This window comes from Streptomyces tirandamycinicus (assembly GCF_003097515.1).
Classification (GTDB): Bacteria; Actinomycetota; Actinomycetes; order Streptomycetales; family Streptomycetaceae; genus Streptomyces; species Streptomyces tirandamycinicus.
On record NZ_CP029188.1, the window covers coordinates 5,554,714 to 5,569,208 of the forward strand.

Sequence of the window (14,495 nt, forward strand, 5' to 3'; positions counted from 1 at the left end):
GCATGTCCGCACAGCAGCCCGCCCGGCCCGCCCAGCCCGCCCAGCCCGCCCAGCCCGCGCCGTCCGCGCAGTCCTCGCAGTCCTCGGCGGCGCAGACCAAGGAACAGAAGCTCGTCGACTACCTGAAGTGGGTGACCGCGGACCTGCAGAAGGCACGCGAGCGCATCACCGAACTGGAGTCCGCCACCGAGGAGCCCATCGCCATCGTCGGCATGGCCTGCCGGTTCCCGGGCGGCGTGAGCAGCCCCGACGACCTGCTGCGCCTGGTCGCCGACGGCCGGGACGCGATCAGTGCGTTCCCCGCCGACCGCGGCTGGGACCTGGACGCCCTGTACAGCCCCGACGCGGACGACCTCGGGACGTCGTACGCCCGCGAGGCCGGGTTCCTGGACGGCGCCGCGCTCTTCGACGCCGACTTCTTCGGCATCTCCCCGCGCGAGGCGCTGGCGATGGACCCGCAGCAGCGGGTGCTGCTGGAGACCGCCTGGGAGGCCCTGGAGGACGCCGGCATCGACCCGGCCTCGCTGCGCGGATCGCGCACCGGCGTGTTCGCCGGCGTGGTCGAGCAGAGCTACCTCGGACTGGAGGGCCCCGCCGAGCTGGAGGGCTACCTGATGACCGGGAAGCTCAGCAGCGTCGCCTCCGGCCGGATCGCCTACACCCTCGGACTGGAGGGGCCCGCGCTGTCCGTCGACACCGCCTGCTCCTCCTCCCTGGTCGCCCTGCACCTGGCCGTCGAGTCCGTCCGCGCCGGCGAGTCCACGCTCGCCCTGGCGGGCGGCGCCACGGTCACCGCCACGCCGGGCGGGTTCGTCGACTTCAGCCGCCAGCGCGGTCTGGCCCCCGACGGCCGGATCAAGTCCTTCGCCGCCGCCGCCGACGGCACCTCCTGGTCGGAGGGCGTCGGCCTGCTCGTCGTGGAGCGGCTCTCGGACGCCCGGCGCAACGGGCATCGCGTCCTCGCCGTCGTCCGCGGCAGCGCGGTGAACCAGGACGGTGCGAGCAACGGACTGACCGCGCCGAACGGTCCCTCGCAGGAGCGGGTGATCCGGCAGGCGCTGGCCGACGCGCGACTGGCCCCGGCGGACGTGGACGTCGTCGAGGCGCACGGCACCGGCACCCGGTTGGGCGACCCGATCGAGGCGCAGGCACTGCTGGCCACCTACGGCCAGAACCGCGAAGAGCCGCTGTACCTCGGCTCCTTGAAGTCCAACATCGGCCACACCGTCGCCGCCGCCGGTGTCGGCGGGGTGATCAAGATGGTGCAGGCGATGCGGCACGGGCTGATGCCCCGCACCCTGCACGTGGACGAGCCCACGCCGATGGTCGACTGGGGGGCGGGCGCCGTCGAACTGCTCACCGAGCCACGCAGCTGGCCGGAGGGCGACCGGCCGCGCCGCGCGGCGGTCTCCGCGTTCGGCGTCAGCGGCACCAACGCCCACGTCATCCTCGAAGCACCCGAGGCCGAACCGGCCGCCCAGGACCAGCCGGCCACGCCGCTCCCGGCCGTGCCGTGGTTCGTCTCCGCCCGCGACCGGCAGGCTCTCGCCGCCCAGGCGGAGCGGCTGCTCGCCCACCTGTCCGAGCACCCCGGCCTGACCGCCGCCGACCTCGGCTACTCCCTGGCGACCACCCGCACCCTGCACGACCACCGCGTCGCCCTGACCGGCACCGGCCGCGACGAACTCCAGGCCGCTCTGCGGGAGCTGGCCGCCGACCCGTCCCGCGCGGCCGCGTCCTCCGCGTCGGGCACTGGCGCGTTGGGTTTTGTGTTCTCGGGTCAGGGTGCGCAGCGGGTGGGGATGGGGCGTGAGTTGGCTGCGTCGTATCCGGTGTTCGCGTCGGTGTTGGGTGAGGTGTGCGGGGTGCTGGATCCGTTGTTGGGTGGGTCGTTGCGGGAGGTGATGTTCGAGGAGGACGGTTCGGGGCGTTTGGATCGGACGGGGTGGGCGCAGCCGGCGTTGTTCGCGTTCGAGGTGGCGTTGTTCCGTCTGGTGGAGTCGTGGGGTGTGGTTCCGTCGGTGGTGGCGGGTCATTCGGTGGGGGAGTTGGCGGCGGCGCATGCGGTGGGTGTGTTGTCGTTGGCGGATGCCTGCCGGGTGGTGGCTGCTCGGGCGGGGTTGATGGAGGCGCTGCCGGGGGGTGGTGTGATGGTGGCGGTGGAGGCGTCGGAGGCGGAGGTGGCTCCGCTGCTCGTGGGCCGGGAGGCCGAGTTGGGTGTCGCGGCCGTCAACGGGCCTACGGCTGTGGTGATCTCCGGCGACGAGGCGGCGGTGGAGGAGGTGGCGGCCCGGTTCGCCGGGGCCGGTCGCCGGGTGCGGCGGCTGTCGGTGTCGCATGCGTTCCACTCGCCGCGTATGGAGGGGATGCTGGAGGAGTTCCGCACGGTTCTGAAGGGCGTCGAGTTCCAGGCCCCGCGCATCCCGGTCGTCTCCACGCTGACCGGTCGTCTCGCCGCCGGTGAGGACCTGCGTTCCGCCGACTACTGGGTACGGCAGGTGCGCGAGGCCGTGCGGTACGCCGACGCGGTCACCGCGATGGAGCAGCAGGGCGTCCGCACCTACGCGGAGATCGGCCCCGACGGCGTCCTGACCGCCCTCAACCGCGGCGTCCTCGCCGACCGCTCCGGCACCCGGGCCCTCGCCCTCCAGCGGCGCGACCGCGCCGAGCCGACCGGCCTGGTCGAGGGACTCGCCGAACTGCACCTCGCCGGCACCCGAGTGGACTGGGAGGCGTTCTACGCCGGTTCCGGCGCCCGTCGCGTCCCCCTGCCGACGTACGCCTTCCAGCACCAGCGCTACTGGGTGGACGCCTCCGCCGCGTCCGCCGACGCGGGCGGGCTCGGGCTCGACCGGGCCGACCACCCGCTGCTGGGCATCGCCCTGACCCTCGGCGACAGCGACGAGACCGTCTTCACCGGAAGCGTGTCGGCCCGCAGCCACCCCTGGCTCGCCGCCCGCACGGTGGCCGGCGAGGCCGTCGTGACCGGCGCCGCCCTCGCCGAACTCGCCATCCGCGCGGGCGACGACAGCGGCGGCACCGCACTGGAGGAGCTGACCCTCGACGAACCGCTGGTCCTGCCCCGTGACGGCGCGCTGCGCCTGCAGATCCGAGTGGGCGCGACCGACGCCGATGGGCGGCGTGCCGTCACCGTGCACACACGGCCCGGCGACCCCGGGGCGACCTGGGTCCGCCACGCCCACGGCGTCCTCGGCACCGCCCCGCTCACCCCGCCCGCCGCGGCCGACCCGGCCCCGTGGCCCCCGGCCGGCGCCACCGCCGTCGACCCGGACGACCCGTACGCGCGGCTCACCGCCGCCGGGGTGTCGTACGGACCACGCCTGCGCGGTCTGACCGGGCTGTGGCAGCTCGACGGGACGTACTTCGCCGAACTGCGCCTGGACGACGAACTCGCCGACACCGCAGACGGGTTCGGCATCCACCCCGCCCTGCTCGACGCCGCCCTGCACCCCGTCCTCGGCTCGCGCACCTCGGCCGTCCGCTGGCAGGGCACCCGGCTGTACGCCACCGGCGCCCGCGAACTGCGCGTGCGCGTCACCCCGCGCCCCGGCACCGACCACACCTACGCCCTGCACCTGGCCGACCCCGCCGGCGCCCCCGTCGCCGAGGCCGACGCGGTCACCCTCGGCGCCCACGACCCGGCCGCCCTGAGCGCCGCCCGGACCCGCGACCACGACGCGCTGTTCCGGCTCGCCTGGACCCCCCGGCCGCTCCCGCCCGCCACGCTGCACTGGGTGGAACTCGCCATCGACGGCGGCGCACCGGACACGCGGGCCGTCGCCGCCGCGATCGGCACCGGCACGCCGGTCGACGCCGTGCGCGTCCGCCTCACCACACCGGCCGGCACCACACCCCCGCAGGCGGTGCGCGCCACGGTCGGCCGCGCCCTGGAACTGGCCCGGACCTGGCTGGCCGAGGACGCCCTCGACGGCGTCCCGCTGGTCGTGCTGACCAGCGGCGCGGTGTCCACCGCCGACGGCGAGGACATCCGCGACCTCGGCGCCGCCGCCGCGTGGGGCCTGCTGCGCTCGGCCCAGTCCGAGGCGCCCGGCCGGATCGTCCTCGCCGACGTCCCCGACCCGGACGCGCCCGGCCTGGACGCCGTGCTGTCGGCCCTGGTCGCCTCCGGCGAACCCCAGGCCGCCGTACGGGAGCCGCAGGACGGCCGGGCGGACGGGCCGCGCGTGCTCGTGCCCCGGCTGGAGCGGTCCCCACGGGTGACCCGGGCCGGCGGCGAGCCGGTCTGGGACCCGGACGGCACCGTCCTGATCACCGGCGGCACCGGCTCCCTGGGCGGGCTCTTCGCCCGGCACCTGGTCACCCGGCACGGGGTACGGCACCTGCTGCTGGTCAGCCGGCGCGGCGCCGACGCCCCCGGCGCGGACCGGCTGCGGGCCGAACTGACCGGCCTCGGCGCCTCCGTGACCATCGCCGCCTGCGACGTGTCCGACCCGGACGCCCTCGCCGGGCTGCTGGCCGCCGTCCCCGCCGAGCACCCGCTGCGCGGCGTCATGCACACCGCCGGTGTGCTGGACGACGGGCTGATCGGCGCGCAGACCCCCGAGCGCCTCGCCGCGGTGCTGCGGCCCAAGGCCGACGCCGCCTGGCACCTGCACGAACTGACCCGCGACCACGAGCTCACGGCGTTCGTGACGTTCTCGTCCGTCGCCTCCGTGGTCGGCGGCCCCGGCCAGGCGACATACGCCGCCGCCAACCTGTTCCTCGACGCGCTGGCCCGGCACCGGGCGGCCCACGGTCTGCCCGCCACCTCCATCTCGTGGGGCCTGTGGGCGCAGGCCTCCGAACTGACCGGCGACCTCACCGAGACCGACCTCAAGCGGATCGCCCGCAGTGGTTTCCTCCCGGTCGCCACCGAGCAGGGGCCGGGCCTGTTCGACCTGGCCCTGCGGCTCGGGCCCGACCCGGTGGCCACCCCGCTCGACCTGGCCGCCCTGCGCGAGCAGCCGCGGACACCGGCCGTGCTCGGCGCCCTGGTGCGGACGCCACGGCGGGCCACCGCCCACAGCCGGGCCGAGGACGGCGCCTCGCTCGCCGACCGGCTCGCCGCCCTCGACGACGAGGACGCCCGGTACGCCGCCGTCCTGGCCGCGCTGACCGCCGAGATCGCCCGCATCCTGGGCCGCTCCGGCCCCGACGGCATCGCACCGGACCGCTCCTTCCCGCAGCTCGGGCTGGACTCGCTGACCTCGGTGGAACTGCGCAACCGGGTCGCCGCGCTCACCGGCCTGACCCTGCCCGCCACCGTCGTCTTCGACCACCCGACCCCGCAGGCCCTGGCCGGCCACGTGCTCGCCGAACTGGCGCCCGGCGCGGACGGCACGGGCCCGGACGCCGCGGCCGACGCCGTCGACTACGCGGCCGACATCTTCCTGCCCGACGACATCCGGCCCGCCGCCGAGGTCGTCCGCACCGTCTCCGACCCGCGCGAGATCCTGCTCACCGGCGCCAGCGGCTTCCTCGGCGCGTTCCTGCTGCGCGACCTGATGCGCACCACCACCGCCCGCATCCACTGCCTGGTCCGCGGCACCGACGAGGAGACCGCCCGCGAGCGGCTGCGCTCCGGTCTGCGGTGGTACCGCGTCTGGGACGACATCGACGAGGAGCGGCTGCACGTCCACGTCGGCGACCTCGCCGAGGAACGGCTCGGACTGACCGAGGAGCGCTACGACGAACTGGCCCGCACGGCCGACGTCGTCTACCACGCCGGCGCCTCCGTGCACTGGCTCCAGCCCTACGAGGCGCTGCGCACCGCCAACGTCGGCGGCACACGCGAAGTGCTGCGGCTGGCCGCCCGGCACCGCACGGTCCCCGTGCACCACGTCTCCACGGTCGGGGTGTTCGACGGGCCGGTCACCCCGGGCGTCCCACTGAAGGTCACCGACCCGACCGGGCCCGCCGAGGTGCTGCCCAGCGGCTATCTGCGCAGCAAGTGGGTCGCCGAGCAGGTCGTCGAGCTGGCCCGGGAGCGGGGCCTGCCCGTCTCCGTCTACCGGGTGGACGTGATCTCCGGCGACCGCGACAACGGCGCCTGCCAGACCCGGGACTTCGTCTGGCTCGGCCTCAAGGGACTGCTCCAGGCGGGCCTGGTGCCCTCCGGCACCGGCGGCCGCTTCCACCTGCTGCCCGTGGACTATGTCAGCGCCGCCATCCTCGGCATCTCCACTCGGCCGCAGGGCGCAGGCGGCACCTACCACCTGTTCAACCGCAGCTCGCTCAGCCTCGCCGACTGCGTGACCTACCTGCGCCGCCTCGGCTACCGGCTGGACGAGGCCGACACCGACGGGTGGCGCGAGGCGGTGCGCGCGGACCGGGACAACGCGCTCCAGCCGCTGCTGCACGCGTTCGAGATGATGACGTCCGACACCGACGCCTTCTACCCGGCCCTCGACACCGGGGAGACGGAGGCCGCGCTGGACGGCACCGGCATCAGCTGCCCGCCGCTGACCGAGGAACTCTTCGCCAGGTACGTCGAGTTCTTCGTCCAGGAGGGCCACTTCCCGCCCGCGACGGCCCAGGCCGGCTGATCGGCCGCCCCGAGTGGGGCGACGGCCGCCGCCCCAGTCGGGGCGGCGGCCGCCGCCCCGCGCCGTGCGACGAATGCCTCAGAGGATGTACGAGCCCGGGGCGAGCCCCATCAGGACGCGGCCCTGCATCTCCAGATTCGGCAGCGGATGCGCCAGGGCGTGCTGGGTGAAGCCCAGGATGTCCCGGTGGTAGCGCTGGATGGGCACGCTGCGCTTGAGCACCGAGGCGCCGCTGAGCGAATACAGCAGCTGGACGGCCTCCTTGGCCAGGTCCCCGGCGAACGCGGTCCGCCCGCGGACCTGAGCCTTCTCCGCGTCGGTGGGCCGCTCACCGGCGTCGGCGCGCTCCTGGAGCAGCGCGATCACCCGGTCGGTCAGCGCGGCGCCGGCCTCGATCCGGTTGGCCGCGGCCGCCACCTGCTGCTGGACCAGCGGGTGCCGGCGCTGGTCGTCCCAGTCGGTGTAGGTGATCCCGCGCCCGGGCAGCCGCTCGAAGAACAGTTCCAGGGCGCCGCGGGCGAGACCGAGGGCCATGCTCGCGTACAGCGACATGATGAACGCGACTGCGCCGTACCCCCGCCCCGGCACCTGCGCGTTCCACCGCTCACCGGTCTCCCCGGTCAGCGACGCGTCGTACCCGATGAGCCGGTGGGCGGGCACGAAGACGTCCTCGGCGACCGTGGTAGCGCTCCCAGTGCCGCTTCCCGCCGAGACGTCCCAGTCGTCGACGATGGACAGTTCCGTCAGCGGTACGAGGGCGAAGAACTCCTCCTCGGTCCCGTCCGGCCGCTCCAGCACCGCGCCCAGCACGTCCCAGTCGGCGGCGTGGCAGCCGGAGTTGTAGCCCCAGCGCCCGCTGAGCCGGTAGCCTCCCTCGACCGGGGTCAGCCGGCCGGTCGTCGCGAAGCCCAGCGACACCCGCACCGAGCCCCCGTCGAAGACCTCCTTCTGCGCCTTGTCCGGGTACAGGCCGGCGATCAGCGCCCCGGTGAGCCAGACCGTCATGTTCCAGCCGGTGGCCGGACAGGCCCCGGCGATCCGGCCCACGACCTCCGCCTGCCGCTCGAGGGAAAGATCCAGACCACCGAACCGTTCGGGCACGGCCATACGGAACACTCCGGCCCGGTCCAGGCGCCGCAGCGTCTCCCGCGGCACCCGCCCCTGCCTCTCCGCCTCGATGCCGTGTTCCCGGATCACCGGCACGGCTTCGCGGACGGCAGCCAACACCTCGGCCGAATCCTGAATTGACACACGTTCCTCCGAACCTGGTACGCCCAGAAGGTAAGACGGGCATTCCGTCGAAAGGTAACGAGGAATTTTCCCTGGTGGATCACCGTGCGGTAATCGGCCGGTAATCCTCCGGTCATCGGAAACGAATGAGGGCCGGACCCCTCGGGATTCCGGCCTGGATTTGAACGGGTGGACAACAGCGGAACGGGCGCGGTGAAACGGCTTCGTGGGCCGGGCCGCCGGTCAGGACGCCACGGCCGGGTCCGCCCGTTTGTCGTACTCGGCTCGCGCGGCCGCGATCTCGCTCTGGTGCTCCTCGGTCCAGATCACCAGGCTCCGGATGGTGGAGTGCAACGTCCCCCCCAGAGGGGTCAACTCGTAGTCCACACGCGGCGGAACGACCGGGTGCACCGTGCGTTTGACCAGGCCGTCACGCTCCAGCTGACGCAGCGTGACGGTCAGCATGCGCTGGCTGACCCCGTCGATCTGCCGGCGCAGCTCCGAGAAGCGGAGGCTGCGGCGCTCCAGCAGCGCTATCACCAGCAGGGACCACTTGTCCGCCACGCGGTCGAGGATATGCCGCACTTCACACCCCTGCCGGGTGTCCCACTGCAGCGCCTCGTACTCGTCCTCGGTACCCGCGCAGTGAGTCAGTGACTTCAAAGTGCCTTCTTCCATAGTCCTCAAGACTGCCCGAAGATGCCTGTGGTTACAAGTGGGAACCGCCTTGGTCCCGACACATCCGCGTGTTTTCGGTCAGACCCGTCCGCGGCCGTCCCATACCTGTTCTCGCTCTTTTCTCTCCAAGGAGTCTTTCCGTGTCCGCACTGCAATCCCATCAGGACAGCGGCACCGATCGCATGAGTGGGCGCGCTTGGGGCGTGCTGTTCGTGCTCTGTGGTGCGATCTTCCTCGAGGGCGTCGACGTGGCGATGCTCAACGTGGCCCTGCCGTCGATCCGGGCCGACCTGGGGCTGTCCACCGGCACCCTCCAGTGGGTCATGAGCGCCTACGTCCTCGGCTACGGCGGCTTCATGCTCCTCGGCGGTCGCGCCGCCGACCTCTTCGGCCGTCGCCAGATGTTCCTCTTCTGGCTGACCGTCTTCCTGCTCTTCTCCGGTCTGGGCGGTCTGGCCAGCGAAGGCTGGACGCTGGTCGTCGCCCGCTTCGTCACCGGTGTGGCGGCGGCCTTCATGACCCCGGCCGGTCTGTCGATCATCACCACCAGCTTCGAGGAGGGCCCGCAGCGCAACAAGGCCCTGCTGGTCTACTCGGGCACCGCGGCCGGCGGCTTCTCCATCGGCCTGGTCGTCGGTGGTCTGCTGGCCTCGGTCGACTGGCGCTGGGTCTTCTTCGCCCCGGTCATTCTGTCGGCCCTCATCCTGGTCACCGGCGCGGCCCTCATCCCCAAGTCTGCCAAGCCCGACCGCAACGGCCAGAGCATGGACATCGGCGGTGCGATCAGCGTGACCGCGGGCATCCTGCTGCTGGTGTTCGCCGTCGAGCGCGCCAGCCACGAGACGGTCGGCATCACCGCGGTGACCGTGGCGGCCAGCCTGGTGCTGTTCCTGGCCTTCGTGCTCATCGAGCGCAAGGCGGCCTCCCCGCTGGTCCGCCTCGGCATCTTCCGCAACGGCAGCCTGGTCCGCTCGAACATCGCCGGTCTGCTCTTCGCCGCCGGGTTCTTCGGCTTCCAGTTCATCGTCGTGCTCTACCTTCAGGAGCTGCGCGGCTGGTCCACGCTGCAGACCAGCTTCGCGATGATCGTCATCGGCATCGACGCGATCCTGTCGCCGACGCTCACCCCGAGGCTGGTGAACAAGTTCGGCAACGCGCGGGTCATCTTCGGCGGTCTGCTGCTGGCGACGCTGTCCTACGCGCTGATGCTGCCGCTGGGCCTCGACTGGACCTACATGATGATGTTCCCGAGCCTCATCATCCTGGGTCTCGCCTTCTCGCTGGCCTACGGTCCGCTGACCATCGTCGCCACCGAGGGCATCGCGGAGGAAGAGCAGGGCGTCGCCGGCGGTCTGCTGTACACCTCCTTCCAGTTCGGTGCGGCGCTCGGTCTGTCCTCCGCCACCGCCGTCCTCACTGCGGTGACCGACGGCACGAGCGACCAGGCGCTGCTGGACGGCTACCAGGCTGCCCTGCTCGTCCCGTTGGTGGCCGCCGCCGTCGCCGTCGTGATCAGCATGTTCGGCCTGCGCAAGAAGTCCGGCGCGGCGACCGCGGAAGCCGTCCCGGCGAACGACCCCGTCCTCGAGTCGGTCGAGACCGCCCGCTGACCCCCACACCGCCCGGACTCCCCGGCACCACTTCGCCTCAGGCCAATTCCCCGGGCCTGGGGCGAAGTCCTTTCCCCGCGCGCTGGGCAAACGGGGTTGCCCCGGGCGGGGCGGGTTCGGCTCGGTTGGGCGGGGTGGGGACGGCTCGGCTCGCCGTCGGCCCCGACCCGAGCCCCGGGCCCACCCCAGGCCACGGCCTCAACCCCGCGCTCCCGGCTTCTGCCCAACCCTCGGCCCCGGACCAAGTCCCGCCTCCTGGCCCGGTCTTCACCCCGGTCCCGGCCGCCGGCCTCGGCCCCGGCCTGCCGCCGGGAGCGGCTGGCCGAGCTGGTCGAGCCCGGCGAACAGGTGCTGGTGACGGCCGTGGTCGGCCGTGGTCGACGACGATGTCCCCGGCGTGCCGGCCGGTGCGGGTATCCGGCGGGGCGGTAGAGCGCGTACGACCGACCAACACCAAAGCGGGCGCCCCCCGGGTGTCGACCTCGCCCGCGTGGCGCTGCGCGCCGCGAAGGAGGCGGCCGCACGCCGCCTCGTCCCGACTCGCCTCCAGCCCAGGCCCGCCTCCGGCCCGACCTCGGCCCAGGCCTTGCCCCCCGGTGCCACCCCCGGGCCCCGGCCGCCACCGACGCCACCCTCGGCTGCGGAGGCTGCCGGAGGCGTGGTGGGCGTCTTGTCCAGCCCTCTCGTTCGTGGGCTCTCGCCCCGCCGGAACTGGGGGTTCTCCCTTCCCGGGGCCGGTCCATTACCGGTGGCTGACCCTCTGTGCGTCGGTCGCGTTTCGGTCACTGAAGGCCGAGAGTCCGCGGTTACCGGCGCAAGAGCGGCGGTGGCCAGAATGCGTTCCACAGTTCGCACAGTGCGCGGATTCGTTCCGGGAATCACGGCCGGACGTATATCGCTGAGGAGGCAGAATGACCACGAACGACAGCACGATCGCTGCGGTGCTCGACGAGGTGAAGTCCCTGGCCGACCGGTTCCGGGAATCCGGCACACAGGCCGAGGAACGGCGCTGGATTCCGGACGAGAACATCGAGCTTCTGGAAAAGGCCGGCGTCTTCCGTCTCAATGTCCCGGCCCGTTTCGGCGGTCTGGAGGCCCCCGTAGCCGACCAGGTCAAGGTCCTCAGTGAGATCGCCCGCGCCGACACCGCCACCGGCTGGGTCGCGATGATCTGGCTGTCCAGCTCCTGGGTGCCGAGCCTCTTCCCGGACGCCGCCCAGAAGGAGGTGTACGCCGAGGGTTCGCTCAAGGTCTCCACCGGCTTCACGCCAACCGGCACCCTCACCCCCGAGGACGGCGGCTACTCCCTCAGCGGCAGCTGGAAGTGGATCTCGGGCTCCCGCGGCGCCGACTACGGCCTGCTCGCCGCGCTGCTGACCACCCCGGACGGCACCCCGGTGCCGCACGCCGCCCTGGTCCCGTTCTCCGAGCTGGAGATCGCCGACGACTGGCAGGCCTCGGCCGCCGCGGGCACCGGCAGCTCCACCGTCTCCGCCTCCGGCGTCAAGGTCCCCGCGCACCGCGTGGTCAGCCTGCTCGACGTGCTCGCCGGCACCACCGGCGACCGCTCCAACACCGGCGCGACCGGCCGCAACTACGCCTTCGTCCCGTTCTTCATGGCCCAGGGCGCGTCGGCCTACCTCGGCATCGCCCGGGGCGCCTACGAGCTGTTCCTGGAGCGGCTCCCCGGACGCGGCATCACGTACACGTCGTGGACCGACCAGAGCCAGTCCCCGGTGACACAGATCCAGGTGGCCACAGCCGCCAACAAGATCGCCGCCGCCGAGGCGCTGCAGGAGACCTGGCTGCGCCTGATCCAGGAGCACGCCGACGCCGGCACCGCGCCCTCCGTCGAGGAGCGGGCCGCCGTCCGCGGCAAAGCCGGTTTCGCGATCCAGCTCGCCAAGGAGGCCGTGGACGAGCTGTTCGAGGCCAGCGGCGCTTCGGTGATCATGAAGGACGTCCCGTTCCAGCGCTACCACCGCGACCTGCGCGGTCTCGCGCTGCACGCGCTGTTCGCCTTCCACACCAACCAGGAAGTGCACGGCCGGTCCATCCTCGGCCTGGCGCCCGACACCCCCTTCCTCTGATCCAGGCGATCGACCCCGTGGCCGGTCATCCGAGGCCACGCGGTCGGACCAGGCCCGGCGCGCACAGGGCGCAGGGGTCGCCGGACCGTCACGGCCGTCCGGTGGCCCCTGCGTCTTCCCCCCGCCCAGCGGCACTCCTCCGCCACTGGCTCAGCACTTCCCACCCCAGTTCCCCATCAGCAAGGGAGGCGAAGCCATGTCACAGTCAGACATCCTCGTCATCGGCAGCACCGGAAAGACCGGGCGTCGGGTCGTCCGCGCCCTGCGCGAGCGCGGCGCTTCGGTCCGCGCCGCCGGCCGGTCCACCGACGTCCGCTTCGACTGGGACGACGACAGCACCTGGGCACCGGCCCTCACCGGCGCTCATGCGGCCTACATCGTCGACCGGCAGGACAAGCCCGGTGTATGGGACGCCGAGTCCCAGATACGCGATCTGGCCAAGCGCGCGGTCGACTGCGGCGTACGCCGTCTCGTCCTGCTCCAGGCCCGTACGACGGGGCTCGTGGGCGGCAAGGACCTGAGCGCGGGCGAGGGCGGCGTGCGCGACTCCGGCGCGCAGTGGACCGTGCTGCGGCCGAACTGGTTCTTCCAGAACTTCGACGAGGGCGTCCTGCTCGACGCCGTCCGCGCCGGCGAGCTGCGGCTGCCCGCCGGGGACGGCCGCGAGCCGTTCGTGGACGCCGAGGACGTCGCCGAGGTCGCCGCCGCGGCCCTGCTCGACGACGGGCACGACGGCCGGGTCTACGACCTGAGCGGCAGCCGCGCCCTCACCCTGGCCGAGGTCGCCGAGGAGATCTCCCGCGCCGCCGGACGCCCCGTCGCCTACGTGCCCGTCGACCACGAGGAGTACGTGGCCGAGCTGGTCTCCTACGAAGTGCCCGCCGACTACGCGCGGTTCGTCGCCGATCTCGTCGCGCAGATCCGCGACAACCTCAACGCCGAGCCGACCGGCACCGTCGAGGGCGTGCTGGGCCGTCCGCCCCGCGATTTCGCCGCGTTCGCCCGCCAGGCCGCGGCGGACGGCGCCTGGGCGCTCTAGCCTCGCGCTGTCACGAAGTGGGCTGTCCAGCTGGTGATCAGGACAGCAGAAAGTGCCTCTGACCAGCGAGAATGAGGATTGTCTAGGCCCTCGCTCCCGCCCCTGTCGGAGGCACTTTCCAGGTGAAGAAAGGTATCGGGTCGTACCCGCGTGTCCGCGCCGAGGGCGGTGGTCGAGGGGTGGTCTCGCCGGCCCCGGGGCCGTGCTGCTGGTGGAGACGATCCGCAAGTCCGGTTTGGAGCGGCGACATCCGTGACGGCGCCCGGGTCGCCGAGATCGCCGGTGACGTGCTGAACGGCCGGCCGAGCGGGATGCGGCTGATCGTGCGGAAGGAACGGCCCGATCCCGGCGCCCAATTGCGGATCACCGACGCCGACGGACTACGGCTGACCTGCTTCGCCACCAACACAGCGGACCTTCCGATCGCCGTACTCGAACTGCGGCACCACCGGCGGGCGAGGGCCGAGGACCGCATCCGTGCCGCCCGTGCCACCGGCCTGCGCAACCTGGTGCATCGCAAGGCGGAGAGTCGCCCTCATACTGGGCGTATTCGGGCGATCCGACAACACGGCGAGGTGCCGCAGCTGTCGTCGTGCGTCCGCTGGGGATTGCGGGACAGCTCTTAGCGCGATGGACGCCGGGTTCCCCGGCGGTGAGTCGGTGACTTCAAAGTGCCTTCTTTCCCCGAGGCTGCCCATAGGGCACGCTGAGATCAACGGGTGCGAATTCACCCGGTATCTGCGATGAATTTTCCGAGGTGCCGTGATGGCTGCTGTGAAGGTGAGTTCGTTCTCGGAAATCGAGAACGCCTTCATGACCTATATTCAGGACATCGTGTATTGCACGATGATCACCGTCGACAAGAAGAACCGCCCCCGGGCGCGCGTTCTGCTGCCCATCTGGGAAACGGTGGACGGTAAGCCGGTCGGCTGGCTGGCCGCCTACAAGACACCCGTCAAGGTGGCGCACCTGGCGAACAATGCCCACACCACATACTCATACTGGAATCCCCGGCAGAACGCCGTCTTCATCGACAGCGTCTCCCGGTGGGTCGACGACCCGGAGACCAAGAAGTACGCGTGGGACCTGTACGCCAAGGGCAGCCCGGCCGGGGTCGGCTACAACCCGCGCAACTTCTGGCACTTGGGCCCGGCGGACCCCAAGTACCACGTCCTGCGGATCGAGCCGTGGCGCGTCCAGGTGCTGCGCGGTTCGGACCTGAGCAGCCGTATCTGGACCGATGAGTAGCACCACTGAGCACCAGCCCCCGCCTCACCCGCAC

General features: G+C 72.5%; 7 protein-coding genes and 1 pseudogene. 6 read left to right on the forward strand and 2 right to left on the reverse strand.

Annotated elements, in window-relative coordinates; genetic code table 11:
* The first annotated feature begins 2 nt into the window (after nucleotides 1-2).
* Nucleotides 3-6,566 carry a type I polyketide synthase gene (locus DDW44_RS24310; protein ID WP_244224102.1) on the forward strand — a complete coding sequence of 2,188 codons (6,564 nt, stop codon included), beginning with the start codon at nucleotides 3-5 and terminating at the stop codon, nucleotides 6,564-6,566.
* Nucleotides 6,567-6,644: 78 nt separating this feature from the next.
* Here DDW44_RS24310 and DDW44_RS24315 read toward each other — a convergent pair whose 3' ends face one another.
* On the reverse strand, nucleotides 6,645-7,817 hold the full coding sequence (locus DDW44_RS24315; protein ID WP_244224103.1) for an acyl-CoA dehydrogenase family protein: 1,173 nt from the start codon (nucleotides 7,815-7,817) through the stop codon (nucleotides 6,645-6,647).
* 222 nt (nucleotides 7,818-8,039) lie between these two features.
* The gene (locus DDW44_RS24320) at nucleotides 8,040-8,474 is read right to left on the reverse strand and encodes a winged helix-turn-helix transcriptional regulator (protein ID WP_108907739.1); all 435 of its coding nucleotides are present in this window, start codon (nucleotides 8,472-8,474) and stop codon (nucleotides 8,040-8,042) included.
* Between the two features lie 182 nt (nucleotides 8,475-8,656).
* On the opposite strand from DDW44_RS24320, the gene DDW44_RS24325 reads away from it, so the two are divergent.
* The 5 genes and pseudogenes from DDW44_RS24325 to DDW44_RS24345 all read left to right on the forward strand — a co-directional run bounded on the left by DDW44_RS24325 (nucleotide 8,657) and on the right by DDW44_RS24345 (nucleotide 14,461).
* Nucleotides 8,657-10,084: an MFS transporter gene (locus DDW44_RS24325; protein WP_108908934.1), complete on the forward strand. Its 1,428-nt coding sequence runs from the start codon at nucleotides 8,657-8,659 to the stop codon at nucleotides 10,082-10,084.
* 911 nt (nucleotides 10,085-10,995) lie between these two features.
* Nucleotides 10,996-12,174 (forward strand): acyl-CoA dehydrogenase family protein, encoded by a 1,179-nt coding sequence (locus DDW44_RS24330; protein ID WP_108907740.1) that lies wholly within the window; start codon nucleotides 10,996-10,998, stop codon nucleotides 12,172-12,174.
* Nucleotides 12,175-12,370: 196 nt separating this feature from the next.
* Nucleotides 12,371-13,213, forward strand: a complete 843-nt coding sequence (locus DDW44_RS24335) for an NmrA family NAD(P)-binding protein (protein WP_108907741.1) — start codon at nucleotides 12,371-12,373, stop codon at nucleotides 13,211-13,213.
* 242 nt (nucleotides 13,214-13,455) lie between these two features.
* Nucleotides 13,456-13,722: pseudogene (locus DDW44_RS24340) on the forward strand (IS1380 family transposase); the annotation flags it as partial.
* A 271-nt stretch (nucleotides 13,723-13,993) separates the two neighbouring features.
* Nucleotides 13,994-14,461: a pyridoxamine 5'-phosphate oxidase family protein gene (locus DDW44_RS24345; protein ID WP_026164798.1), complete on the forward strand. Its 468-nt coding sequence runs from the start codon at nucleotides 13,994-13,996 to the stop codon at nucleotides 14,459-14,461.
* Nucleotides 14,462-14,495: the final 34 nt, after the last annotated feature.

Excerpts from the sequence above, each read along its gene's own strand:
- DDW44_RS24320 (WP_108907739.1), bottom strand. The coding sequence starts at position 8,474 with ATGGAAGAAGGCACTTTGAAGTCACTGACTCACTGCGCGGGTACCGAG.
- DDW44_RS24330 (WP_108907740.1), top strand. The coding sequence starts at position 10,996 with ATGACCACGAACGACAGCACGATCGCTGCGGTGCTCGACGAGGTGAAG.
- DDW44_RS24325 (WP_108908934.1), top strand. The coding sequence starts at position 8,657 with ATGAGTGGGCGCGCTTGGGGCGTGCTGTTCGTGCTCTGTGGTGCGATC.
- DDW44_RS24335 (WP_108907741.1), top strand. The coding sequence starts at position 12,371 with ATGTCACAGTCAGACATCCTCGTCATCGGCAGCACCGGAAAGACCGGG.
- DDW44_RS24310 (WP_244224102.1), top strand. The coding sequence starts at position 3 with ATGTCCGCACAGCAGCCCGCCCGGCCCGCCCAGCCCGCCCAGCCCGCC.